At 71.0% G+C, this 24,554-nt stretch carries 18 protein-coding genes and 1 pseudogene; 9 read left to right on the top strand and 10 right to left on the bottom strand.

Going from position 1 to position 24,554, the window contains the following annotated elements; genetic code table 11:
* Nucleotides 1-4: 4 nt before the first annotated feature.
* The 6 genes from CP976_RS11570 to CP976_RS11545 form a co-directional block, all read right to left on the bottom strand.
* On the bottom strand, nt 5-1,816 hold the full coding sequence (locus CP976_RS11570) for a branched-chain amino acid ABC transporter permease (RefSeq protein ID WP_150480278.1): 1,812 nt from the start codon (nt 1,814-1,816) through the stop codon (nt 5-7).
* Nucleotides 1,817-1,820: 4 nt separating this feature from the next.
* Entirely contained in the window at nt 1,821-2,750 is a 930-nt protein-coding gene (locus tag CP976_RS11565; protein WP_086855523.1) for a branched-chain amino acid ABC transporter permease, read from the bottom strand.
* A 138-nt stretch (nt 2,751-2,888) separates the two neighbouring features.
* A complete protein-coding gene (locus CP976_RS11560) occupies nt 2,889-4,118 on the bottom strand; it encodes a branched-chain amino acid ABC transporter substrate-binding protein (RefSeq protein ID WP_150485310.1) in 1,230 nt (409 codons plus the stop codon).
* Between the two features lie 823 nt (nt 4,119-4,941).
* A complete protein-coding gene (locus CP976_RS11555) occupies nt 4,942-5,814 on the bottom strand; it encodes a trypsin-like serine protease (protein WP_150480277.1) in 873 nt (290 codons plus the stop codon).
* Between the two features lie 153 nt (nt 5,815-5,967).
* Complete coding sequence (locus CP976_RS11550; RefSeq protein WP_150480276.1) at nt 5,968-6,456, bottom strand: PaaI family thioesterase; 489 nt, start codon at nt 6,454-6,456, stop codon at nt 5,968-5,970.
* A gap of 57 nt (nt 6,457-6,513) precedes the next feature.
* Nucleotides 6,514-8,793: an FdhF/YdeP family oxidoreductase gene (locus CP976_RS11545; RefSeq protein WP_150480275.1), complete on the bottom strand. Its 2,280-nt coding sequence runs from the start codon at nt 8,791-8,793 to the stop codon at nt 6,514-6,516.
* Between the two features lie 156 nt (nt 8,794-8,949).
* On the opposite strand from CP976_RS11545, the gene polA reads away from it, so the two are divergent.
* Together polA and CP976_RS11535 are read left to right on the top strand one after the other, a co-directional pair.
* Nucleotides 8,950-11,676: a DNA polymerase I gene (gene polA, locus CP976_RS11540; RefSeq protein WP_150480274.1), complete on the top strand. Its 2,727-nt coding sequence runs from the start codon at nt 8,950-8,952 to the stop codon at nt 11,674-11,676.
* A gap of 137 nt (nt 11,677-11,813) precedes the next feature.
* Nucleotides 11,814-12,413 (top strand): hypothetical protein, encoded by a 600-nt coding sequence (locus CP976_RS11535; protein ID WP_150480273.1) that lies wholly within the window; start codon nt 11,814-11,816, stop codon nt 12,411-12,413.
* On the opposite strand, the gene CP976_RS11530 is transcribed toward CP976_RS11535, so the two are convergent.
* Nucleotides 12,313-13,188: a DUF4184 family protein gene (locus CP976_RS11530; protein ID WP_150480272.1), complete on the bottom strand. Its 876-nt coding sequence runs from the start codon at nt 13,186-13,188 to the stop codon at nt 12,313-12,315. The two genes, CP976_RS11535 and CP976_RS11530, sit on opposite strands and share 101 nt — an antisense overlap.
* Before the next feature lie 316 nt (nt 13,189-13,504).
* Here CP976_RS11530 and CP976_RS11525 point away from each other — a divergent pair, with 316 nt between their 5' ends.
* The 3 genes from CP976_RS11525 to pgfA all read left to right on the top strand — a co-directional run bounded on the left by CP976_RS11525 (nt 13,505) and on the right by pgfA (nt 16,571).
* Nucleotides 13,505-15,259: a lytic transglycosylase domain-containing protein gene (locus CP976_RS11525; RefSeq protein ID WP_150480271.1), complete on the top strand. Its 1,755-nt coding sequence runs from the start codon at nt 13,505-13,507 to the stop codon at nt 15,257-15,259.
* Nucleotides 15,260-15,418: 159 nt separating this feature from the next.
* Nucleotides 15,419-15,553 (top strand): SPW_0924 family protein, encoded by a 135-nt coding sequence (locus CP976_RS11520; protein ID WP_106975450.1) that lies wholly within the window; start codon nt 15,419-15,421, stop codon nt 15,551-15,553.
* Between the two features lie 25 nt (nt 15,554-15,578).
* Nucleotides 15,579-16,571, top strand: a complete 993-nt coding sequence (pgfA, locus tag CP976_RS11515) for a cell envelope lipid trafficking protein PgfA (protein WP_150480270.1) — start codon at nt 15,579-15,581, stop codon at nt 16,569-16,571.
* 12 nt (nt 16,572-16,583) lie between these two features.
* Here pgfA and hrpB read toward each other — a convergent pair whose 3' ends face one another.
* Nucleotides 16,584-19,124 (bottom strand): ATP-dependent helicase HrpB, encoded by a 2,541-nt coding sequence (hrpB, locus tag CP976_RS11510; protein ID WP_150480269.1) that lies wholly within the window; start codon nt 19,122-19,124, stop codon nt 16,584-16,586.
* Nucleotides 19,125-19,128: 4 nt separating this feature from the next.
* Complete coding sequence (locus CP976_RS11505; RefSeq protein WP_308430036.1) at nt 19,129-19,941, bottom strand: class I SAM-dependent methyltransferase; 813 nt, start codon at nt 19,939-19,941, stop codon at nt 19,129-19,131.
* A 362-nt stretch (nt 19,942-20,303) separates the two neighbouring features.
* Here CP976_RS11505 and rpsA point away from each other — a divergent pair, with 362 nt between their 5' ends.
* The 4 genes and pseudogenes from rpsA (at nt 20,304) to CP976_RS11480 (ending at nt 24,076) form a co-directional block, all read left to right on the top strand.
* Nucleotides 20,304-21,803 carry a 30S ribosomal protein S1 gene (rpsA, locus tag CP976_RS11495; RefSeq protein ID WP_150480266.1) on the top strand — a complete coding sequence of 500 codons (1,500 nt, stop codon included), beginning with the start codon at nt 20,304-20,306 and terminating at the stop codon, nt 21,801-21,803.
* A 231-nt stretch (nt 21,804-22,034) separates the two neighbouring features.
* A complete protein-coding gene (locus tag CP976_RS11490; RefSeq protein ID WP_150480265.1) occupies nt 22,035-22,973 on the top strand; it encodes a PAC2 family protein in 939 nt (312 codons plus the stop codon).
* A gap of 52 nt (nt 22,974-23,025) precedes the next feature.
* Nucleotides 23,026-23,646 carry a dephospho-CoA kinase gene (gene coaE, locus CP976_RS11485; protein ID WP_150480264.1) on the top strand — a complete coding sequence of 207 codons (621 nt, stop codon included), beginning with the start codon at nt 23,026-23,028 and terminating at the stop codon, nt 23,644-23,646.
* A 50-nt stretch (nt 23,647-23,696) separates the two neighbouring features.
* Nucleotides 23,697-24,076: pseudogene (locus CP976_RS11480) on the top strand (tetratricopeptide repeat protein).
* Nucleotides 24,077-24,155: 79 nt separating this feature from the next.
* Here the strand turns inward: CP976_RS11480 and CP976_RS11475 are convergent.
* Nucleotides 24,156-24,419: a DUF6343 family protein gene (locus tag CP976_RS11475; RefSeq protein WP_150480263.1), complete on the bottom strand. Its 264-nt coding sequence runs from the start codon at nt 24,417-24,419 to the stop codon at nt 24,156-24,158.
* Nucleotides 24,420-24,554: the final 135 nt, after the last annotated feature.

Raw genomic sequence — 24,554 nt, 5'->3', positions numbered from 1 at the left:
ATGGTTACGCCCCCGCCTTGGTGACGGCCGGTTCGTCGGTCAGCGTGGTCTGTTTGGGTACGTCGAGTTGGCCGGTCTCGTGGAATTCGAGCTGGCGCCGGCGGTTGGCGATGATGCCTTCGGGGCGGAAGCGCATCAGCAGGATGAGCGCGATGCCGAAGGCGAGGAGCGACTTGTCCTGGAGGAAGACGAGCTTCTCGGGGAGCAGGTAGAGCAGGGCCGCGCCGAGGAGCGGTCCGGCGACCGTGCCCATGCCGCCGAGGACGACCGCGGCCAGGAGGAACGCGGAGTTGGGCGGCGTGGAGCCGGCGAACTGGTACGGCGTGGGGACCACGCTGTAGGTGACGTGGGCGCTGACGGTGCCGGCGAGGCCGGCGAGGGCGGCGCCGAGGGCGAAGGCGACGAGCTTGACGCGGAAGCCGTTGATGCCCATGGCGGTCGCGGCGGTCTCGTCCTCGCGGATGGCGATCCAGGAGCGGCCGATCCGGGAGTCGGCGGCGCGGGTGTAGACGAGGACGACGATGGCCATGATGAGGACCATCAGCAGGTAGTAGTTGGCGAACCGGCCGAGGGTGAATCCGCCGATGTCGTGGGCCTGGCCGAAGTTGAAGCCGAGGAGGTTCAGGTCGGGGATGTTGGCGATGCCGTTGGGCCCGTTGGTGACGTCGGGTCCGGAGTCGCCGTCCATGTTGTTGACGGCGATGCGGAAGATCTCTCCGAAGCCGAGGGTGACGATGGCGAGGTAGTCGCCGCGCAGCCGCAGGGTCGGGGCGCCGATGAGGACGCCGAAGACGAGGGAGGCGGCGGCGCCGGCCAGGGCGGAGGCCCAGAAGGGCAGGTGGACGCCGGAGATGGTGGAGAACTCGGAGCCGGAGACGAGGGCGGCGGTGTAGGCGCCGACGCCGAGGAAGGCGACGTATCCGAGGTCGAGGAGTCCGGCGAGGCCGACGACGATGTTGAGGCCGAGGGCGACCGTCCCGAAGATCAGGATGTTGACGCCGATGTTGGCGTAGTGGTCGTCGGTCTGCGTGAAGGGGAAGGCGATGGCCGCGGCGAAGCCCATGGCGAGCGTGAAGCTGCGGTTGGCGGCGACCAGTGCGGAGAAGCGGTCGAGCAGGCCGGCGGTGTGGATGGCCCACATGGCGAAGGTGACGACGAAGAGGTAGCCGACGAAGAGTTGGCCGTACTCGGTGTCGATGCCGTAGGTGAAGACGCCGAGGCCGATGATGGTGACGGCGGTGATCACGGCCCGCTGGACCCAGCCGCTGGTGGCCTGGGGTGCGGGGATGCGGTCGGGCTTGGCGATGTAGGCCTTGAGGGTCTCCTTGGTGCCGTCGGCGGCGGTTCGCTCCTGCGGGAGGGCGAAGGCGCCGAGGACGGGCAGGAGGGAGGCGATGGCCGCGATCCAGCCGCCGGGTTCGAGGTTGACTACTCCGCCGAGTTCGACGCTGATGGCGATGACGGTGAACCAGGTGACGGTGAAGCCGCCGAGTGCGGTGAGCACGAGGGGTGCGTTGTTGCGGGCGGGCAGCAGCCAGCCGAGGCCGCGGACGCCGTAGGAGGCGAGCGCGAACAGTGCGGTGAGGACGCCGGCGGTGAAGGTGAGCCACTGAAGGCCGCCGGGGTAGCCGTTGAAGGTGAGGTCGCCGGGGAACTCGTCGGTCCAGGTCCAGGCGAGGAACGCGGAGGCCGCGGTGGCGATGCCGCCGGCGAGCAGGAGGGCGCGGGCGGCGGCCGCGGGCAGCGGTATGAGGCCGCGGAGTGCGGGCGGGGTGGGCATGGCGTCCGGGGCGGGGGTCTTGGTCGTCTCGGTCATGTGATCACGCCCTGTCCGCGACGCGCTCGCCGAGCAGGCCCTGTGGCCTGAAGAGGAGCACGAGGATGAGGAGGCAGAAGGCCCACACGTTGGCCCAGCTCTGTCCGCCGAGCTGCTGCATGCCGGGGATCTCGTCGATGTAGGCGGAGGCGAGGGTTTCGGCGATGCCGAGGACGACGCCGCCGAGCATGGCGCCGTAGATGTTGCCGATGCCGCCGAGGACGGCCGCGGTGAACGCCTTGAGGCCCATGAGGAAGCCCATGCGGTAGTCGACGTTGCCGTACTTGAGTCCGTAGGCGACGGCCGCGACGGCGGCGAAGAAGCCGCCGATGGCGAAGGCGATGACGATGATGCGGTTGGTGTCGATGCCCATCAGCTGCGCGGTGTCGGGGTCCTGCGCGGTGGCCTGCATGGCGCGGCCGGTGCGGCTGCGGCGCACGAAGAAGGCGAGGGCGGCCATGCAGATGACGGCGGCGAGGATGAGGAAGATGTCGGCGTCCTTGATGGTGATGGAGCCGATGTCGTGGGTGGCGTCGAGGCCGGGGAAGGCGCGGGCGCGGTCGGCGCCGGGGTAGAAGTTGCGCACGACCTCCTGGAGTGCCAGGGAGAGGCCGATGGCTGTGATGAGCGGTGCCAGTCGTGGTGCTCCGCGCAGTGGCCGGTAGGCGAACCGTTCCGCTCCGACGGCGATGAGGATGGCCACGAGGGCGCCGCCGATGAGCATCAGGGGTACGGCGAGGGCCATCGAGGTGCCGTCGGGGAGGATGTAGAAGTAGACCGTGAGGGCGCCGAACGCTCCGGTCATGAAGATCTCGCCGTGCGCGAAGTTGATGAGCTGGACGATGCCGTACACCATCGTGTAACCGATGGCTATCAGCCCGTACATCGAGCCGAGAAGCAGCCCGTTGGCCAGCTGCTGCGGCAGGGTGTTCACCGCATGGCCTCCATGTCGCTGGTGGTCGTGTGCACTGGATGCGTGCGTGGTCGCGTGCTGTGGGGGTGTGAAAACGGGCCGCGCGGTCGGGGTCGTCCTCCCGCGCGGCCCGTGGTGCTGCGTACTGGGGGGCCGGAATTACTGGAGGTCGGCGGTGCCGGTCTCCACGGCCTTCCAGGCACCCTTCTCGACCTGGTACACCGTCAGCTGCTTGTTGGTGGTGTCGCCGTACTGGTCGAAGGAGACCTTGCCGGTGAGGCCTTCGAAGTCGGACTTCTGGACGCCGTCGACGACCTTGGAGCGCAGGTCGTTGATGTCGCTGGGAACCTTGCCGCCGTTGGCGTCGGCCGCGGCCTTGACGGCCTTGATGATGGCCGTGGTGGCGTCGTAGGCGTAGGCGCCGTAGGCGCCGTAGTCGCCCTTGTAACCCTTGTCCTTGTACGTCTGGATGAACTGCTTGGCCGCGGGCAGGGTGTCGGCGGGGACACCGATGGCGGTGACGAGGTCACCCTCGGCGGGCTTGCCGGCGGCCTCGATGTAGGTGGAGGCGAACATGCCGTCGCCGCCGAACAGCGGGATCTTGACGCCGGCGTCCTTGAGCTGCTTGGTGATCAGCGCGGACTCGTCGTACTGGCCGCCGTAGTAGAGCAGGTCGGCACCGGAGTTCTTGATCTTCGTGACGAGGGAGCCGAAGTCCTTGTCGCCGGTGTTGACGTGGTCGGTGGCGACGACCTTGCCGCCGAGCTTCTTGAACTGCTCGTTGAAGATCTTCGCGAGGCCGGCGCCGTAGGTCTGCTTGTCGTCGACGACGAAGGCCTTCTTCTTCTTGAGGCCGTTGTACGCGTAGCCGGCCGCGAAGCTGCCCTGCAGTTCGTCGGTGGTGGCGGTGCGGAAGTACGTCTTGAACGGGCGCTTCTTGTCCGTCTGCCAGTTCTTGCCCTGGGTCAGCTCGGGGGCGGTGTTCGCGGGGGAGATCTGGACCATGTTGGCCGAGGCGAACACCTGCTGCATCGTCTGGGCGACGCCGGAGTTCAGGGGGCCGACGGCGCCGACGACGGTCTTGTCGCCGGTGAGGCTGGTGGCGTTGGACTGGCCGGTGGCGGGCTGCGCCTTGTCGTCCAGGGCCTTGAGCTTGAATTTCACGCCCGGGACCCAGTTGTTCTTGTTGGCGTCGTCGACGGCGATCTGAGCGCCGTACTGAATGCCGAGGCCGGTGGTGGAGTTCTCACCGGACAGGGGCGCGTCCACGCCGATGGTCAGCGTGGTGCCGTCGCCGCTGTCTCCGCTCTTGTTACCGCTGTCGTCTCGGGAGCCGCAGGCGGTGAGAGTCAGAGCTCCGGTCGTAAGAACGGAGGTAAGAATCACCAAGGAACGCTGTCGCACGATCAGTCCTTTCACAGGCAGGCCCGCCCTGATCGGGGGGTGAGTGCCGCGCTGGTACCGAACTCCCGATGGAGCGGTGACTGGCCGTGACTCTAAGCCCGTGTGGAGGCAGGGTCAGCGGCGTGGGCTGGCTTGTGACTTTCTTGTTATGACGCGGTGGATGCCCGGCTTCGGTGGCGGGCAGTCTCGGTGGGTTTGGGGGGTTTGCTCCGAAGTCCGCATTCTGAGAACGCGCACTTCCGGTTGGCCTTGGCCGAGATCATGCGGTGGCCGGGGCGCGTGCGGCGTGAACGAGTCCGGAAAGGCCCCGGGCGCGGGCACGCCAGGAGACGGAACTGTGCTGTTGTATTGCGCGCGCGTTACGGAGCGTTACGCAGAGAGAGGGGTGGCGGGCGTCCCGGGGGAGTTCCGAGCCATCGGAAACGGCTGTTTCGACGGTGAGGCTCCGGGGCGTGCCGGCCGGGCCGGTCACGGCCGGGGCCGGGCGCCGGGATCAGGGCCTGCCGCAGCACTGCCGCCGCCATCGCCGCCGCGGACGCCTCGACGCCTGCTGCGTGTCGCCGAGGTGGCGGCGAGGCCCAGCGGTCGACAGGCCGGTTGGTCAGGCGTGGCGCAGCGGCGTGCCGATGACGTCGTAACTCCCCTGTACCTCTGTTGAGTTGGAAGAACGGCGATGCCCCGCCGCTCCGGATGGTCCCGGTGCGACGGGGCGGTCGATCATGCCGGGTGGCCGGGTGGCCGGGTGGCCGGGTGGCCGGGTGGCCGGGTGGCCGGGTGGCCGGGTGGCCGGGTGGCCGTCGGCGCCCGGTTACGGCAGCTTGACGAACGGCGCCAGGAAGGCGCGGGCGCCGGGGGTGTCCAGGCGGTACGTCACGTTGGTCGCGTAGCAGGGGGAGTCGCCGGTGATGGTGGTGGCGGCGAGGATGGTCCGCCCGTCGATGACGGCGAAGTTGGGGCCGCCCGAATCGCCGTAGCAGGCACCTCCGTTGCCCTGCGGGGCGGTCATCGCCAGACGGGCCCAGGAGTCGTTGAGGGCGTTGAAGGTGACGGGCGCCTTCATGCGGACGCCGCCGCCGGGGTGGGTCTGGCCGCCGGGGCCGTTGACGGCCTCCTGGGTGCCGTAGCCGGCGACGAACCAGTCGGTGGTGTTCAGGCCCTGCGGTCCGAGTCTGCCGAGCTGGTTCGCGGTGGGCAGGGCGGCCGGGGTGAAGCTCCAGCGGGCCTTGACCTGGGCGGCGGGCAGTTCGACCACCGCGATGTCGTGGGTGTCGGAGGCGGGACCCGGGTAGTCGGGGTGGGAGTGGGCGGTGCCCGGGACGGCGACGGCGGCGGCCTGCGCGGCCGGGTCGCCCGGGTACTTCTTCGCCGCCGCGTCGAGCCCGGACTGCACGTCCTGGTCCAGGGAGACGTGGAACCGCACGTTGTCGGGCCAGTCGGTGGTGCAGTGCGCGGCGGTCAGGAAGGTGTCCGCGTCGATCATGGTGCCGGAGCAGACCCAGTCGACCCGGTCGGGGGTCGCGGGGTCGCCGTCGTCGTCCCACGTGGCCACGAGCGCGCCGACCTCGGTGCGTTCGGGTGCGGGCGTGGCGTTGTAGGAGTTGATGGCGGACGACGGCAGCGCGGTGGCGAGCACGGCGGCACCGGCCGCGGCGGTGACGGCGAGGGCGCGTACGGAGGTCAAGAGAAACCCTTCTGGGGGTGGGACGGGTCTTCTCCTGTGGGGGGTGGGGCGTCGTCAGTGAAGCGCCCGGGGGCGGTCGCGACAAGAGCGCGCCCGCCCCTCCAGGGTTTTCCCTACGTCGGCCGGCTCCGCATCGGCCGGTCCGACGTGGCGTCAGCTCGCGGCGCGGATGAGCGCCTCGTCGCCCGGGTTCACATCGCGCAGCAGACAGGTCAGCCGGGCCGTGCACACCCTTTTGTCGTTTTCGTCGGTTATGACGATTTCGTACGTGGCGGTCGAGCGCCCCTGGTGCACGGGTGTGGCCACACCGGTGACGAGGCCCGAGCGCACCCCGCGGTGGTGGGTGCAGTTCAGGTCGACGCCCACGGCGATCTTGGAGCTGCCGCCGTGCAGCATCGAGCCGACCGAGCCGAGCGTCTCGGCCAGCACCGCGGAGGCCCCGCCGTGCAGCAGTCCGTAGGGCTGGGTGTTGCCCTCGACCGGCATCGTCCCGACGACCCGGTCCGCCGACGCCTCGACGATCTGGACGCCCATCCGGGTCCCGAGGTGGCCCGCGGAGAACAGGGCCAAGAGGTCCACGCCGAGCGCGGCGTACTCGTCGATGACCTCTTGCGGGAACTTCACATGCTGCTGTTCACCCATGGGGCCCGTTCTCCGTTCGTCCAGATCATGCGGTCACCTCTGTGGCTGAGCAAACGCTCAGTCGGTCGCCGATTGTTCCAGACGCACCAGGACGGACTTGCTGGCCGGGGTGTTACTGGTGTCCGCCGTGGCGTCCAGCGGCACCAGCACGTTGGTCTCCGGGTAGTACGCGGCGGCGCAGCCCCGGGCCGTCGGGTAGTGCACGACCCGGAAACCGGGCGCCCTGCGCTCCACGCCGTCCCTCCACTCACCGACCAGGTCCACGTACGAACCGTCCGCCAGCTTCAGGGCACGCGCGTCCCCGGGGTTGACCAGCACGACCCGGCGGCCGTTCTTGATCCCCCGGTAACGGTCGTCGAGGCCGTAGACCGTGGTGTTGTACTGGTCGTGCGAGCGCAGCGTCTGGAGCAGCAGGCGGCCCTCGGGCAGCTCCGGGTACTCCACGGGCGCGGCGGTGAAGTTGGCCTTGCCGGTGGCCGTGGGGAAACGGCGTTCGTCGCGCGGGGCGTGCGGGAGCGTGAAGCCGCCGGGGCGGGCCACGCGCGCGTTGAAGTCCTCGAAGCCGGGGACCACGCGCGCGATGCGGTCCCGGATCGTCGCGTAGTCCTTCTCGAACTCCTCCCAGGGCGTGGCGCTGTTCTCGCCCAGCACGCGGCGGGCCAGGCGGCAGACGATGGCCGGCTCGGACAGCAGATGCCGGCTCGCGGGCTCCAGCCGCCCACGGGAGGCGTGCACCATGCCCATCGAGTCCTCGACGGTCACGAACTGTTCGCCGCTGCCCTGGAGGTCGCGCTCGGTGCGGCCGAGCGTCGGGAGGATCAGGGCACGCGCGCCCGTGATCACGTGCGAGCGGTTCAGCTTCGTCGACACGTGCACGGTCAGCCGGGCCCGCCGCATGGCCGCTTCGGTGACTTCCGTGTCCGGGGACGCGGAGACGAAGTTGCCGCCCATGGCGAAGAAGACCTTCGCCTCGCCGTCGCGCAGCGCGCGGATGGCCCGTACGACGTCGTAGCCGTGCTCGCGCGGCGGGGCGAAGCCGAACTCCTTCTCCAGGGCGTCCAGGAACGCCGGGGCGGGGCGCTCGAAGATGCCCATCGTGCGGTCGCCCTGCACGTTCGAGTGGCCGCGCACCGGGCACACGCCCGCACCCGGGCGGCCGATGTTGCCGCGCAGGAGAAGGAAGTTGACCACTTCCCTGATCGTGGGGACGGAGTGCTTGTGCTGGGTGAGGCCCATCGCCCAGCACACGATGGTCCGCTCGGAGGCCAGGACCATGCCGAGGGCCTTCTCGATGTCGTCCCGGGTCAGGCCGGTCGCCGTGAGCGTCTCGTCCCAGTCGGCGGCGCGGGCGGCCTCGGCGAACTCCTCGTAGCCGTGCGTGTGCTCCCGCACGAACGCCTCGTCGACCGCGCCCTCGGTCTCGACGATCAGCTTGTTGAGGAGGCGGAACAGGGCCTGGTCGCCGCCGATGCGGATCTGGAGGAACAGGTCGTTCAGCGCGGCGCCCTTGAGCATGCCCTGCGGGGTCTGCGGGTTCTTGAAGCGCTCCAGGCCCGCCTCGGGCAGCGGGTTGACGCTGATGATCTTCGCCCCGTTGGCCTTGGCCTTCTCCAGGGCGGACAGCATGCGCGGGTGGTTCGTCCCCGGATTCTGTCCGGCGACGATGATCAGATCGGCCTTGTACAGATCCTCCAGCAGGACGCTGCCCTTGCCGATGCCGATCGTCTCCGACAGGGCCGAGCCGGACGACTCGTGGCACATGTTCGAGCAGTCGGGCAGGTTGTTCGTGCCGAGCTCGCGGGCGAAGAGCTGGTAGAGGAACGCGGCCTCGTTGCTGGTGCGGCCTGAGGTGTAGAAGACGGCCTCGTCCGGGGAGCCGAGGGCGGCGATCTCCTCGGCGACGATGTCGAAGGCGCGCTCCCAGGTGACGGGCTCGTAGTGGGTGCCCCCCTCCGGGAGATACACGGGGTGGGTGAGGCGCCCCTGCTGTCCCAGCCAGTAGCCGCTGCGGCCGAACAGGTCGGCGACCGGGTGCGCGGCGAAGAACTCGGGCGTGACCCGGCGCAGCGTGGCCTCCTCGGCGACGGCCTTCGCGCCGTTCTCGCAGAACTCCGCCTTGTGCCGGTGCTCCGGCTCCGGCCAGGCGCAGCCCGGGCAGTCGAAGCCGTCTTTCTGGTTCACGCTCAGCAGCGTCAGCGCCGTGCGCTTCACACCCATCTGCTGCTGGGCGACTCGCAACGTGTGCCCGATCGCGGGGAGCCCCGCTGCCGCGTGCTTCGGCCCGGCGACCTGCGGCGCGTCCTGAACCGGATCACTCTTGGGCGGCTTGGTCGCCATCGCACGCTCCCCTTCGACTGCGCTGTGAGGTACGTCTCCGATCCTCCCACGCTGCGGTGACATCCGGTGGGGGCGGGCGGGGGCGGCGTCCCGCCCCGGCGCCCGCGCGGTCGGGGCCGGGGCCGAGTGTCAGTGGGGCGTGGCAGGATCGGGGGCGTGGCAGAGACAGCATCGAAGACGACCGACAAGACCTCCGGCGGCAGCCGTCCGCGACTGATGCTCATGGACGGGCACTCGCTGGCCTACCGAGCGTTCTTCGCGCTGCCCGCGGAGAACTTCACCACCGCGACGGGCCAGCCGACGAACGCGATCTACGGCTTCGCGTCGATGCTGGCCAACACGCTGCGCGACGAGGCGCCCACGCACTTCGCGGTCGCCTTCGACGTCTCCCGCAAGACCTGGCGGTCGCAGGAGTTCACGGAGTACAAGGCGAACCGCTCCAAGACCCCCGACGAGTTCAAGGGCCAGGTCGAGCTGATCTGCGAGCTCCTCGACGCGATGGGCGCGGCCCGCTTCGCGGTCGACGGGTTCGAGGCGGACGACGTGATCGCCACGCTCGCCACGCAGGCCGAGGCCGAGGGCTTCGAGGTGCTGATCGTCACCGGCGACCGTGACTCCTTCCAGCTGGTCAGCGAGCACACCACGGTGCTGTACCCGACCAAGGGCGTCTCCGAGCTGACCCGCTTCACCCCCGAGAAGGTGTTCGAGAAGTACGGGCTGACGCCCGCGCAGTACCCCGACTTCGCGGCCCTGCGCGGCGACCCGTCCGACAACCTCCCCGGCATCCCCGGCGTCGGCGAGAAGACCGCCGCGAAGTGGATCAACCAGTTCGGGTCGTTCGCGCAGCTCGTCGAGCGCGTGGACGAGGTCAAGGGCAAGGCCGGGCAGAACCTCCGCGATCACCTGGAAGCGGTCAAGCTCAACCGCCGGCTGACCGAGCTGGAGCGCCGGGTCGAGCTGCCCAAGGGCGTCACCGAGCTGGAGCGGACCGCCTACGACCGCAAGGCCGTCGCGATGGTCCTGGACACCCTGGAGATCCGCAACCCCTCCCTGCGCGAGCGGCTCTTCGCCGTCGACCCCGGCGCCGAGGAGGCCGAGACCACCCCGATCAGCACGGACGGCGTGCAGATCGACGGCACGGTGCTCGGCACCGGCGAGCTGGCCGGCTGGCTCACCGAGCACGGCACCCAGCCCCTCGGCGTCGCCACGGTCGACGCCTGGGCGCTCGGCACGGGCTCGGTCGCCGAGGTCGCGCTCGCCGCGCCCGGCGGGGCGGCCGCCTGGTTCGACCCCTCCCAGCTGGACGAGGCCGACGAGAAGGCCTTCGCCGACTGGCTCGCCGATGCCGCCCGGCCCAAGATCTTCCACAACGCCAAGGGCGCCATGCGCGTCTTCGCCGAGCACGGCTGGAGCGTCGAGGGCGTGCGCATGGACACCGCGCTCGCCGCCTACCTGGTCAAGCCGGGCCGCCGCTCCTTCGACCTGGACGCGCTGTCCCTGGAGTACCTGCACCGCGAGCTGACCCCCGCCGCCGCTGCCGACGGCCAGCTCGCCTTCGGCGCGGACGAGGGCGCCGAGGCCGAGGCCCTGATGATCCAGGCCCGCACCGTCCTCGATCTGGGCCAGGCCTTCGAGAGCCGCCTGGAGGAGGTCGGCGCCGCCGACCTCCTGCGCGACATGGAGCTGCCCACGTCCGCGCTGCTCGCCCGCATGGAGCGGCACGGCATCGCGGCCGACCGGCCCCACCTCGAGGCCATGGAGCAGATGTTCGCCGGTGCCGTACAGCAGGCGGTGAAGGAGGCCCACGCGGCGGCGGGGCACGAGTTCAACCTGGGCTCGCCCAAGCAGCTCCAGGAAGTCCTCTTCGGCGAGCTGGCCCTGCCCAAGACGAAGCGGACGAAGACCGGCTACACCACGGACGCCGACGCGCTGGCCTGGCTCGCCGCCCAGACGGACAACGAGCTTCCGGTGATCATGCTCCGCCACCGCGAGCAGGCCAAGCTCCGCGTCACCGTCGAGGGCCTGATCAAGACGATCGCGGCGGACGGCCGTATCCACACCACCTTCAACCAGACGGTCGCCGCCACCGGCCGCCTGTCCTCGACGGACCCGAACCTGCAGAACATCCCGGTCCGCACCGACGAAGGACGGGCGATCCGCCGCGGCTTCGTCGTCGGCGAGGGCTTCGAGTCCCTGATGACGGCCGACTACAGCCAGATCGAGCTGCGCGTGATGGCCCACCTCTCCGAGGACGAGGGCCTGATCGAGGCGTTCACCTCCGGTGAGGACCTGCACACCACGGCCGCCTCCCAGGTCTTCGCGGTCGAGCCGACCGCGGTGGACGCCGAGATGCGCCGCAAGATCAAGGCCATGTCGTACGGCCTGGCCTACGGTCTGTCGGCCTTCGGCCTCTCCCAGCAGCTGAACATCGAGGCGGCGGAGGCCCGCGCCCTGATGGACGCGTACTTCGAGCGGTTCGGCGGCGTACGGGACTATCTGCGCCGGGCGGTCGACGAGGCCCGGGCTACGGGCTACACGGCCACGCTCTTCGGGCGCCGCCGCTACCTGCCCGACCTCAACAGCGACAACCGCCAGCGCCGCGAGGCGGCCGAGCGGATGGCCCTCAACGCGCCCATCCAGGGCACGGCGGCCGACATCGTGAAGATCGCCATGCTCAAGGTGGACAGCGCGCTCAAGGACGCCGGGCTCGCCTCCCGCATGCTGCTCCAGGTCCACGACGAAATCGTGCTGGAGATCGCCCCCGGGGAGCGGGCGGCCGCCGAGGAACTCGTCCGCCGCGAGATGGCGAACGCCGTCCACCTCCGCGTGCCGCTGGGCGTCTCGGTGGGCGCGGGCCCGGACTGGGAGTCGGCGGCGCACTAGCCCGGCGCGCAGTGCCCTCGGCCAGCTCCTGAGCCGGGGGCACCCGCCTCCCACTCCCGCTGAACCCCCGCCGAAACCGTCACTCGCGTGGCCGCCGACAAAGGGCCCCCGCCCCCGGCGGTCGCAAAGATGCGGGCATGGGTATACGCACGCTCCTCCGCCGCACGGCCCCAGGCGTGGCACGCCCGCCGGTCCCGCCCTTCGCGGCCGCCGCAAGCACGGTCCGCGTCCCCGCCGGCCTCACCACGGCCCTGCGCCGCACGACGGCGGACCTCCGGCAGCGCCTGGCCAAGGGCCGGCGGCCGGCCGACCCCACGCGCGCCACCGAGGCGTCCGCCGCGACCGGTCACACCGGCGCCGGTGACCTGACGGCTTTCCTCGGTCTCACCGGCACCGGCGACCTGCCCGCCGTCACGGGTCTCACCAGCCCCGGCGACGTGTCGGAAATCCTCGGTCTCACCGACGGCACATCCCCTGCCGCCCAGCACCCGGGCCATGCAGAGCGCCCCGGCAGGACCGGCCGCCCCTGGGCGGCCCTGGCCCGCAGCTACCTGACGCTCGTCCTGACCCTGCTTCCACGGCCCCGCCGCCCAGCCCACACCACCATCACCGTGTACATCGCGACGACGGCGCCCCTCAGCGAGCGGCCGGCCGACTCGGCTCCACACCGTCGACGCGGCCAGGACCGCCCGGGGCCGGGTCCGGATCCGGGGCCGGAACCGGACGCCACACCCTGACCCCCACGGCGTACAGCAACAGCGCCGGGACGAGACCCGCGCCCGCTCCGAAGCACACCGTCGGGATGATCTCCCACGGTTTCGCGCTCGAACCCCAGTAGGCCCACCACCGCGACGCCCGCTGCACCGCGCCCACCAGCGCGAAGCCGCCGATCACCGCACCCGCCAGCCACCGGTCCCGCACCGACAGCGCCGGGACCCCCACCGGCACGCGCGCGGGCGCCCGCCGCACGGCCCGCACCAGGAACCCGGCGATCACGACCGCGGCCACCGCAGAACCGCCGTACTGCAAGTACCAGTACAGCGGCGAGCCCGCCACCTCCCGGCCCAGCACCGGAAACACCCGCATCCCCCACCGGTCGAGATGCGTGAACGCGTCCCACACGACGTGCGTCAACGCGCCGAGCACCGCGGACACGTACCACCGCAGCACCAGGGACGCCCGCACACGCGCGCGAGGCGCCCCGCACCGCACCAGCGCGGAAACGCGCCCCTGCCGGGCTCGCGGCAGCAGCGCCACCAGCGGTTCGCGCACCAGCAGCCACAGCCCCACCAGCGCCCAGGCGATGAGCACATCGACCGTGAACACACCCGGGAACGAGTGCGTGACGTCACCGAACTCCATCGCCCCGGACACCGCACTCGCCGCGTAATAGGTCATGTCGGGCGCGAAGGAACCCGCCACGAGCACGGCGGGCACCAGCGGGCCCCGGCCGGTGCCGTCGGTGCGTACGGCGGGCAGTACGGCTGCCGCGTGGCTCAGCGTGAACGGCAACTCGGCTCCTTGTGACGGTCGTTGGCAGGGTGATCGGAAGGGCTCAGTATGCGGGATGCCGAACAGCGGCCGCCCGCCACGCTCCTCACATGACCAACTGGTGAAAAACGGGCACGAACGGGTGCCCGAGCAAAGGAAGTTGTCGTAGGGTCGCCAGGGTCACCGTGCCGGTGGCAGGAGACAGGCCTGTGGAGGGCAACCACTCGGGCCGGTCGATCGTCACAACAGAGCGAACGCAACAGAAGTACGCGTACGCAACAGAAGCGCGCGACAGACAGAGACGGGCGCTCGGGCGTCCACGGGAGGGGTTCACTCTATGGCGGCGCAATTCGGCAGGAGGCTGTGCAAGGGGGCGGCGACCACCGCCGTGGCCGCGGTAGCGGTCGCGGCCCTGTCCGCCTCCCAGGCTCCGGGCGTGAACGACCACGGCAGACAGGCGGCCGCGGACGCCACGCCCTCACCCGACGCGAGTGCCTCCGACGGCAGCGCCACCGGCAACTCCCCGTACTACACGGACCTGCCGCCGCTCAACAGCCCGAGCCCGTCACCGAGCACCGGGACGGGGCCCACCACCCCCGGCACCTCCGAGGCGGGCATCCCCGCGACCGTCCTCGACGCGTACAAGAAGGCCGAGGCCGCGCTGCGCGACGCCAAGCCCGGCTGCAACCTGCCCTGGCAACTCCTCGCGGCCATCGGCCGGGTGGAGTCGGGCCAGGCACGCGGCGGCCGCGTCAACGCCGAGGGCACCACCATCTCGCCGATCCTCGGCCCGCAGCTCGACGGCAACGGCTTCGCCCTCATCAAGGACACCGACAACGGCGCCTACGACGGCAACAGCACGTACGACCAGGCCGTCGGCCCCATGCAGTTCATCCCGTCCACCTGGGCCTGGGCGGGCCGCGACGCCAACGGCGACGGCAAGAAGGACCCCAACAACATCTACGACGCCGCGCTCGCCGCCGGCCACTACCTCTGCCGCTTCGACTGGGACCTGTCCGACCAGAAGGACCTCGACCGCGCGATCCTCAGCTACAACAACTCGCGGGAGTACCTGAACCTGGTCATGCGGTGGCTGGAGTACTACCGCAAGGGCACGCACGAGGTCCCCGACGGCACCGGCACGCTGCCCGGCAACCGCAGCGACAACGGGGCCGGGGCGAGCCCCGGTCCCTCCACGCCGCGCACACCCGGCACGCCGGCCGCGGGCGGCTCGAAGCCCAAGCCCAGCCCCCCTGCCCCTGCAAAGCCCGGCGGGGGCGGTACGACGAAACCGAAGCCGCCCACCACACCGCCCGCGACCCCGCCAGACTCTCCGAGCACACCGCCCTCGCCGCCCGCCACCCCCACCGACACGGTGCACCACCTGGAGGACGCCGGGACCGCGAAGCTCACCGCGATGGCGGGCGACGCGTTCACCAAGCGGATCAGCACCCGCGCCGAGACGAAGGCCGGCAAGGCCGTCGGCAAGGTCAGGATCCGCTTCACCATCGTCGGCGACACGGACACCACGTTCACGGGCGGCGAGAGCGTGGCCACGGTCGCCACCAACAGCTCCGGAGTGGCCGTCGCACCCGCGCTCCAGGCGGGGGAGAAGACGGGCGACGTCACCGTCCGGGCCACCGTCGTGGGCCGTATGGTCGCGGGCCTCGACTACACGGCCACCGTCACCGAGCGCGCCGCCGACGCCCTCGCCCGCACCGGTGACGCCGCGCTGACCTGCGCCCCGGGCGGCGAGTTCGCCAACCAGGTCGAGGTGAAGGCCACGTACAAGGGCGCCGTCGCGGACGGCGTCGCGGCCACCGCCACGCTGATCAAGTCGGCGGACGACCCGACCGCCAACGACAAGGGCCCCTTCTTCAAGGACGCCGACGGCAAGGCCGTCCGCACGCTGACGGGCCTGAAGACGGACGCGAAGGGCCTGCTGAAGCTGCCGAAGCTGTACGCGGACGACACCACCGGCACGTTCCTGCTCCGCATCACCACCGAAGGCGGAGCGACCCTCACCGTCGAACTGACCGTGGCGGCTGCCGAGACGTCCTCGCCGAGCCCCTCGGCCTCCCCGAGCGCGTAGCTCTCAGGTACGACGGACGACGCCCCTCTTTCAAGAGGGGCGTCGTTTTTTCGCACGGGGCGCGTCGTTGTGCGTGCAACGTGTTCTCATCTCCGCCGCGCGTTGCTACGGTGCCGAGAAACCTGACGGTGTATCAGCTCACCCGTGGGGAGGCCCCGTATGCGCGCCCTCGTAGCCGCCGCCACCGGTCTCGCCGTCGCGTTCGCCGTGGTCCTGACGCTGACCGCCCTCGGCACCCCCTCGGGCGGGACGTCCCCGAAGCCGCTGCTGACGACGGTGCCCGCACACCCCTGACCGCCCGCCCGGGAGGGAGGCCGAGATGCGCCGCAAGGCCGGCCTGGTCCTGCTCGCCCTCGCCGTGTTCTTCGCGGCCCTGTCCCCGCTGCTGCGCTGGTACGCCTTCCCGCGCCTCGCCAAGGTCCCCGCGAACCAGTACCAGGACATGGTCCTGGAGGCGGAGAACGCCACCCTCCTCGACTACGGCACGATGCGGGCCCGCACGGTCCCCAAGGTCACGATCGTGCAGACCCTCAAGGGCAACGTCGAAGCCTCCGAGCGGATCGAGGAGTCGGCGGGCCGCGACGTGGTCGTCTGGGACGGCCTGTCCTACGTCGTCGGCCCCGACGGCGAGATGGTGTCGAAGATCCCCGAGCGCTACATCTTCGACGCCCACACCCAGGAACCCGTCCACGCCACCGGCGAGATGGTCGACGGCGACCCGGTGCGCCGCGAGGGCATCGAGTTCAAATGGCCGTTCCTCACGGAGAAACGGGACTACGAGTACTTCGACGCCCAGGCCCGCGTCACCGCCCCCATCCACTACAAGGGCACACAGGACTTCCGCGGCCTGGAGGTCTACTACTTCGAGCAGACCATCCCCTGGACCAAGGTGAGGATCCCCAAGACGCTGCCCGTGGAGGGCCTCACCCCCGAGTCGGTCGCCGCCACCGGTACGACCCGCTGGTACACCACGGTCCGCAAGTTCTGGGTCGAACCCCTCACCGGCGCCCCCGTCTACGGAGAGGAACTCCACAAGGAGGAACTGCGCGGCGGCACCCTCCTCGGCGACCGCGACAAGATGACCGCGTTCGCCGGGCACGTGAAGATGCGCGAGGACTACATCACGCACACGGTCGACCTGGTGAAGTCCCAACGCCTGCTCATCCTGCTGCTGACGTCCTACCTGCCGTGGGGCTCCCTGGCTCTCGGCGTCCTCCTGCTGGCCCTCGCTCTGTTTCTGGAGGCCCGCAGCCGACGCCCGTCCGGCCCGGCCCCCACCGAGGCCGAGGAACCGTCACCGGTCAGCGCCTGAGCCGGGCGGTGGTCAGCGCCTGAGCCGGGCGCTGGTGTGCCGGGTCGGCTCGGCCCCGGCCGGGTCCTCCGGCCACGGATGCTTCGGATACCGCCCGCGCAGCTCCGCCCGCACTCCCTTGTAACCGTCCTTCCAGAAGGAGGCGAGATCGGCCGTGACGGCGGCCGGCCGCCCGGCCGGCGACAGCAGATGGACGAGCAGCGGCACCCCCGCGACCCGCGGCGACTCCTGGAGCCCGAACATCTCCTGCAACTTCACCGCCAGCACAGGCTGCTCGGGCCGGGCGTAGTCGACGCGGATCCTCGACCCGCTCGGCACGGTGATCCGCTCCGGGGCGAGCTCGTCGAGCCGCCCGGCCTCCCCGGAGGCCCAGGGCAGCAGCCGCGCGAGCGCCGCCCCGGCGTCGATCCGCGCCAGATCGGCCCGCCGCCGGGCCCGGCTCAGCTCCGGCTCCAGCCACTCGTCCACGCGCGCGTGCAGCGCGTCGTCGGAGACGTCGGGCCATGGTTCACCGAGGTGCAGCCGCAGGAACGCGAGCCGCTGCCGCAGAACACCGGCATCCGGCGACCACCGCAGCACGCCGACCCCTTCCCGCCGCAGCCCCTCCAGCAGCGCACCGCGTACGAGCTCTGGATCGGCGTTCTTCAGCGGCCGCACAGCCAGCTCCACGGCCCCCAGCCGCTCCACCCGCCGCGCTACGACGTCCCCGCCGTCCCAGCGCACCTCGTCCCGCTCCTCCAGCAACGCGCCGGCCGCGAGCCGGGCCGTCTCTTCGTCGACGACAGACCCGAGCTGCACGCGCGCGTGGCCCTTGCCGACGGGCCGGTCGGCCATGGCGACAGCGATCCAGGGGCAACCGCGCAGCGCGCTTCCGTCCCCGGCCTCGGCACGGGTTCCGGACGCCATGAGATACGACCCACCGTCGGCCTTGGCGACACGCTCGGGAAAGGCGAGAGCGGCGACGAGACCGACCTGGCGTTCCTCCGAGGAGGTGGCCCACGCGTCGACCCGTGCTTCTGGACGCGAGATACGGGCGGGTGGGTGGGAAACGCCTGAAACGACGGCCCGCAGCCGCCGAACTTCCGCCCGCCACCGCCCGGAGTAGGCGTCACCCCCACGCCGGGCACGACGCAACGCACCCGCCAGATCATCCCCGTACTCCCGCGGAGCCTCCTCACTGAGCAACGCGATGACCTCGGTGGCCCTCTCCGCCCCGACCCAGCCGGACCCGTCGAGCAACGCCCGCCCCAACCGCGGATGCAACCCCAGCCGAGCCAGCGCAGCACCCCGCTCCGTGGCCCGGCCGACGGAGTCGACCGCACCCACGGCCGCCAGAACCTCCCGCGCCGCCGCCATCGCCCCACCCGGCGGCGCGTCCAGCAACGCCAGCCCGGAGGCGTCCGGGTCCCCCCAGCACGCCACCTGAAGCGCGAACGCCGTCAGGTCGGCCACCTTGATCTCCGGCGAGGGAAAGCGCGGCAGACGCGCGTCCTCGGCCTCCGCCCAGCACCGGTACACCGCCCCCGGCGCCTCACGCCCGGCCCGCCCCGCCCGCTGCCGCCCGGCCGCCTGCGACGCCCGCACCGTCGTCAGCGCGCTCAGCCCGCGCGCGTGGTCCACGCGAGGCTCCCGCGCCAGCCCGGAGTCGACGACCACGCGCACACCGGGAACCGTCAGCGACGACTCGGCCACCGACGTGGCCAGCACCACCCGGCGACCCTCCCCGCCGGCCAGCACGGCGTCCTGCACGGCCGCGGGCGCCCGCCCGTGCACCTGAAGCACCTCGACGTCCCCGAGCCCGCCGAGCTGCCCGGCGACCCGGGCGATCTCGCCCACCCCCGGCAGGAAACACAGCACGTCCCCGTCCCGCTCGGCCAGTGCCCGCCGCACCACCGACGCCACATGCGTCAGCAGCGCCGGATCGACACGCATCCCGTGCGGCGGCCGTACCGGCCGCACCGGCGGTGCCCACACGACCTCCACCGGATACGCCGCCCCCTGCGCCTCGACCACCGGAGCGCCGCCCAGCAGCGCGGCCCACCCCTGCGCGTCGGTCGTCGCCGAGGCGGCCACCAGCCGCAGCTCGGGGCGCAGCGTCTGCCGTACGTCCCACAGGAACGCCGCCGCCGTGTCCGCGTCCAGATGCCGCTCGTGGCACTCGTCGAGCACCACCACGTCCGTACCGGCCAGCTCCTGGTCCCGCTGCACCCGCTGCACCAGCACACCGGTCGTGACGACCTCCACGCGCGTGTGCCGCCCGACGACGCGTTCCCCGCGCACGGTGTAGCCGACGCTCTCGCCGACCTTCTCGCCCAGCAGCCACGCCATCCGCCGCGCCGCCGCCCGGGCCGCGATCCGCCGCGGCTCGGCGACGATCACCCGCCGCCGGGGCCCTTCCCCGAGCAGCCCCGCCAGGGCCAGGGGCACCAGCGTCGTCTTGCCGGTGCCGGGCGGCGCCACGAGGACGGCGGTGCCGTGCCCCGCCAGGGCGTCGTCCAGGGCGGGCAGGGCACCGCGTACGGGCAGGGCGTCCAGGGCGTCGTAACGGATCACGCACTCAGTCTCGTACGCACACGAAGATCGCCGTCCCCGGGATCAGGTTCCCGCGCAGCGGAGACCAGCCGCCCCACTCGGAGGTGTTCCAGGCCGGCCACTCCGGCTCCACGAGGTCCACCAGCCGGAAGCCCGAGGCCACCACGTCCCGGACGCGGTCGCCGATCGTGCGGTGGTGCTCGACGTAGACCGCGCGGCCCTCGTCGTCCTGCTCGACGTAGGGCGTGCGGTCGAAGTACGAACCCGACACCGACAGCCCCTCCGGGCCCGGCTCGTCCGGGAAGGCCCAGCGGATCGGGTGCGTCACCGAGAAGACCAGACGGCCCCCGGGCCGCAGCACCCGGCGCACCTCCCGCAGCACCAGCCGCGGGTCGGCCACGAAGGGCAGCGCCCCGTACGCCGAGCAGGCCAGGTCGAACGAGCCGTCCGCGAAGGGCAGCGCGCCGGCGTCGGCGCACACCAGGGGGAACGGTCCGCCGATGCGCAGCGCGTGCTGCAACTGCCGGTGCGAGATGTCCAGGGCCACCGGGCGGGCGCCCTGGCCGGCCAGCCAGCGCGAGCACTGCGCCGCGCCCGCGCCGATCTCCAGGACGTCCTTGCCCTTCAGCTCCTCCGGCGGGCCGAGCAGCTCGGCCTCCACCTCGTCCAGACCCTCGGGACCCCACACGAAGCGGTCGTCGCCGAGGAAGGTGCCGTGCTCGGTCTGGTACTCGTCCGCGTTGCGGTCCCACCAGCCCCGGTTGGCCCGGGAACTCTCCGTGACATCTGCGTCACGCCGGGTCGCCACCGGTTCGGACGCTTCGGGCTCTTGGATGATCGGCTCCCTCGTCGTACTCTTCCGTCCAGCCGGTCCCGGAGGTGGCCCGAAGGGGGCGTCACACGCCCTGCGTGGCCTCGGACGACACGAGTTGTGCCGGGTATGCGGTGTTCCGCCCCGGGTGGGCGGCTTCGCGCATTGACCCTGCCCGGCTGCCCCCGTATGCTACAAGTTGCGCTGCGAGCCTGCGTACCTCAGACGTAGCAGGTTGCGCTCGCATCTGTATGTATGTCCCCTCGGTTCTCGAGGCGCCACCTTTTTTGTGTGGCGCTTCCTTGGCTGTCCGGCTTCTGCAGAGCGAAACGGGCTCCCGGCGTAGCAGTACCTACGACTTCAATGTCCGTACCGGAGCCCTTTCCCACATGACGAGCAGCACCGAGACCACCGCCACCACCCCGCAGGTAGCGGTCAACGACATCGGTAACGAGGAAGCCTTCCTCGCCGCGATCGACGAGACGATCAAGTACTTCAACGACGGCGACATCGTCGACGGCGTCATCGTGAAGGTCGACCGGGACGAGGTCCTGCTCGACATCGGTTACAAGACCGAAGGTGTGATCCCGAGCCGCGAGCTCTCGATCAAGCACGACGTCGACCCCAACGAGGTCGTCGCCGTCGGTGACGAGATCGAGGCCCTTGTTCTCCAGAAGGAGGACAAGGAAGGCCGCCTGATCCTCTCGAAGAAGCGCGCCCAGTACGAGCGTGCCTGGGGCACCATCGAGAAGATCAAGGAAGAGGACGGGATCGTCACCGGTACCGTCATCGAGGTCGTCAAGGGTGGTCTCATCCTCGACATCGGCCTCCGTGGCTTCCTCCCGGCCTCCCTGGTCGAGATGCGCCGCGTCCGCGACCTCCAGCCCTACGTGGGCAAGGAGCTCGAGGCCAAGATCATCGAGCTGGACAAGAACCGCAACAACGTGGTCCTGTCCCGCCGTGCCTGGCTGGAGCAGACCCAGTCCGAGGTCCGCCAGACGTTCCTCACGACCCTCCAGAAGGGTCAGGTCCGTTCCGGCGTCGTCTCCTCGATCGTCAACTTCGGTGCCTTCGTGGACCTGGGTGGCGTCGACGGTCTGGTTCACGTCTCCGAGCTGTCCTGGAAGCACATCGACCACCCCTCCGAGGTCGTCGAGGTCGGCCAGGAGGTCACGGTCGAGGTCCTCGACGTCGACATGGACCGCGAGCGCGTCTCCCTGTCGCTGAAGGCGACCCAGGAAGACCCGTGGCAGCAGTTCGCCCGCACCCACCAGATCGGCCAGGTCGTGCCCGGCAAGGTCACGAAGCTGGTTCCGTTCGGTGCGTTCGTCCGCGTGGACGAGGGCATCGAGGGTCTGGTCCACATCTCCGAGCTGGCCGAGCGCCACGTGGAGATCCCGGAGCAGGTCGTCCAGGTCAACGACGAGATCTTCGTCAAGGTCATCGACATCGACCTCGAGCGCCGTCGCATCAGCCTCTCGCTGAAGCAGGCCAACGAGGCCTTCGGTGCCGACCCGTCGACGGTCGAGTTCGACCCGACCCTCTACGGCATGGCCGCGTCCTACGACGACCAGGGCAACTACATCTACCCCGAGGGCTTCGACCCGGAGACCAACGACTGGCTCGAGGGCTACGAGACCCAGCGCGAGGCCTGGGAGACCCAGTACGCCGAGGCGCAGCAGCGCTTCGAGCAGCACCAGGCGCAGGTCATCAAGTCCCGCGAGGCGGACGAGAAGGCCGCTGCCGAGGGTGGCGACACCGCGGGTGCGGCTCCGGCCGCGTCCGGTGGCGGTTCGTACTCCTCCGAGGGCCCGGACAACTCCGGCGCGCTGGCCTCGGACGAGGCGCTTGCCGCGCTTCGCGAGAAGCTGGCGGGCGGGCAGAGCTGAACGCCCACTGAGCTGTAGCTCCTGACTGAGGGCCCGTACCTTTCGAGGTGCGGGCCCTCAGCGTGTGTCAGGGCCGTCGTTCGGCTACGGGCCGGCGGGGGCTTGTCACGCAGTTCCCCGCGCCCCTCAAGGGCGTTGTCCCAGCAGTCAAGATCAATGTTCTCCTTCTCCGGGGAATGCCCATGCCCCCAACGGTGTTGTGGAGTGTGAACACGAGGAGGAGCGGTCACTGTGCTAGATCCGCAGGGTTTGTACGCATGGGAGCCGAAGGGCCTGGCCGTCGTCGACATGGCGTTGGCCCAGGAGTCGGCCGGACTTGTCATGCTCTACCACTTCGACGGATACATCGACGCGGGCGAGACGGGCGACCAGATCGTCGACCGGGTGCTCGACTCGCTGCCTCACCAGGTGGTCGCCCGCTTCGACCACGACCGGCTCGTGGACTACCGCGCCCGCCGTCCGCTGCTGACGTTCAAGCGTGACCGCTGGAGCGACTACGAGGACCCCGCCATCGAGGTGCGGCTGGTGCAGGACGCCACCGGAGCGCCGTTCCTGGTGCTGTCCGGTCCCGAGCCGGACGTCGAGTGGGAGCGCTTCGCGGCCGCCGTGCGGCAGATCGTGGAACGGCTCGGCGTCCGCCTGTCGGTGAACTTCCACGGCATCCCCATGGGCGTCCCGCACACCCGGCCCGTCGGCCTGACCCCGCACGGCAACCGCACCGACCTCGTCCCGGGCCACCGCAGCCCGTTCGAGGAGGCGCAGGTGCCCGGCAGCGCCGAGTCGCTCGTCGAGTACCGCCTGCTCCAGGCCGGGCACGACGTCCTGGGCGTCGCCGCCCACGTCCCGCACTACATCGCCCGCTCCCCATACCCGGACGCGGCCCTGACGGTCCTGGAGGCCATCACGGCGGCGACCGGACTGGTGCTGCCCGGCATCGCCCACGCCCTGCGCTCGGACGCCCACCGCACCCAGACGGAGATCGACCGGCAGATCCGCGAGGGCGACGAGGACCTCACCACGCTCGTGGAGGGCCTGGAGCACCAGTACGACGCCGTCGCGGGCGCCGAGACCCGGGGCAACATGCTCGCCGAGCCGGTGGACATCCCGTCGGCGGACGAGATCGGCCGGGAGTTCGAGAAGTTCCTGGCGGAGAGAGAAGGCGACAGCTGAGCCCGGGAGACCTGGACAGGGCCCTGCCCTCGGCAGGGCCTAAGCTCGGCTCATGCTGAAGGTGGGCCTGACCGGCGGTATCGGTGCCGGCAAGAGTGAGGTGTCACGGCTGCTCGTCGAGTGCGGTGCCGTGCTGATCGACGCGGACCGCATCGCACGCGAGGTCGTCGCACCCGGGACCCCGGGACTCGCCGCGGTCGTCGAGGCCTTCGGCGAGGAGGTGCTCGCGGCCGACGGCAGCCTGGACCGGCCGAGGCTCGGCTCCATCGTCTTCGCCGACGCCGCGAAGCTCGCCACGCTCAACTCGATCGTGCACCCCCTCGTGGGCGCCCGCTCCCGCGAACTCGAAGAGGCCGCCGCCGAGGACGCGGTCGTCGTGCACGACGTCCCGCTCCTCACGGAGAACGGCCTGGCGCCGCTGTACGACCTCGTGATCGTCGTCGACGCGAACCCGGAGACCCAGCTCGACCGGCTCGTACGGCTGCGCGGCATGACCGAGGATGACGCCCGCGCGCGGATGGCCGCCCAGGCGACACGCGAGCAGCGCCGGGAGATCGCGGACATCGTCATCGACAACGACGTCCCGCTGGAGGACCTGGAGCGCCGCGTGAAGGACGTGTGGGCCGAGCTGGAGCGCAGGTCGCAGGCGCCCCGGCCGTCCCCTCAGGAATAGCGGCATCCCGCGGGGGCGTTGAACCCTTGCAGTGAGGGAAGGACTCTGCCGTGCCCGAGACCAGCGGTTCGACCGGACGTACTCCGGAGACGCACGTCATCGACTTCCGTGCCGCCGAGCAACTGCTCGCGGCGCGGGACCCGCGGGGGCGGTGAAGCTGCTCGACGGAGTCATCGCCGCGCACCCGGAGAACACCGCCGCGCGGCTGCTGCGCGCGCGTGCCTTCTTCGCGGCGGCGCAGCTGAGGCCGGCGGAGCTCGAGTTCTCGATCGTCCTCGAGCGCGAGCCGGACAACGCCTTCGCGCACTTCGCGCTCGCCCGCACGTATGAGCGGCAGAACCGCCCCGACCAGGCCAAGCGCCACTTCCGACTGGCCGCCGCGCTGGACCCGAACCCGCGGTTCCTGAAGGCGGCGGGCTTCGACTCGTGAGCGGCCGTCACCGTCTGCATCAAGAGTGATCCGTCTGTGTCAAGGGTGATCTGCCCGCATCAGGGGTGATCCCGCTGCCTCAGGGGTGATCGTCCGGTGGATGGTAGGGCGGGATGTCGGGACCCGGCTGGTAGTGCGGGCCCTGGCGGATGTGCCTGAGGACGATCACCAGGTCGATCGTGACGACGAGCAGCAGCGCGCCACAGGCGATGGCCCAGCCGGTCCGCCCGGCGAGCGTGAATGCGACCGTCCCGAAGAGCGCCCAGACCAGTCCCCACACGCTCAGCCAGAAGCGCACCCGCAGGGCACTGCGGGCAGTTCTCGGTTCACTGCCTGTACGCATCACATCTCCGCTCCTCTCTGCAAAGTACTCCTCGCCGCGGATGCGGACCAACGGGGGAGCCGGGGCCGGTACGGGACGCCGTTCACTCGGGCGGGTGAACGTGGCCGGGACGGGAACGGGCGTGCGGGTGTGGGC

The sequence above is a fragment of the Streptomyces coeruleorubidus genome (genome assembly GCF_008705135.1).
Taxonomy (GTDB): domain Bacteria; phylum Actinomycetota; class Actinomycetes; order Streptomycetales; family Streptomycetaceae; genus Streptomyces; species Streptomyces coeruleofuscus.
The sequence above is the reverse complement of the archived record's forward strand: the minus strand, read 5'-3'. Positions and strand labels throughout refer to the sequence as shown.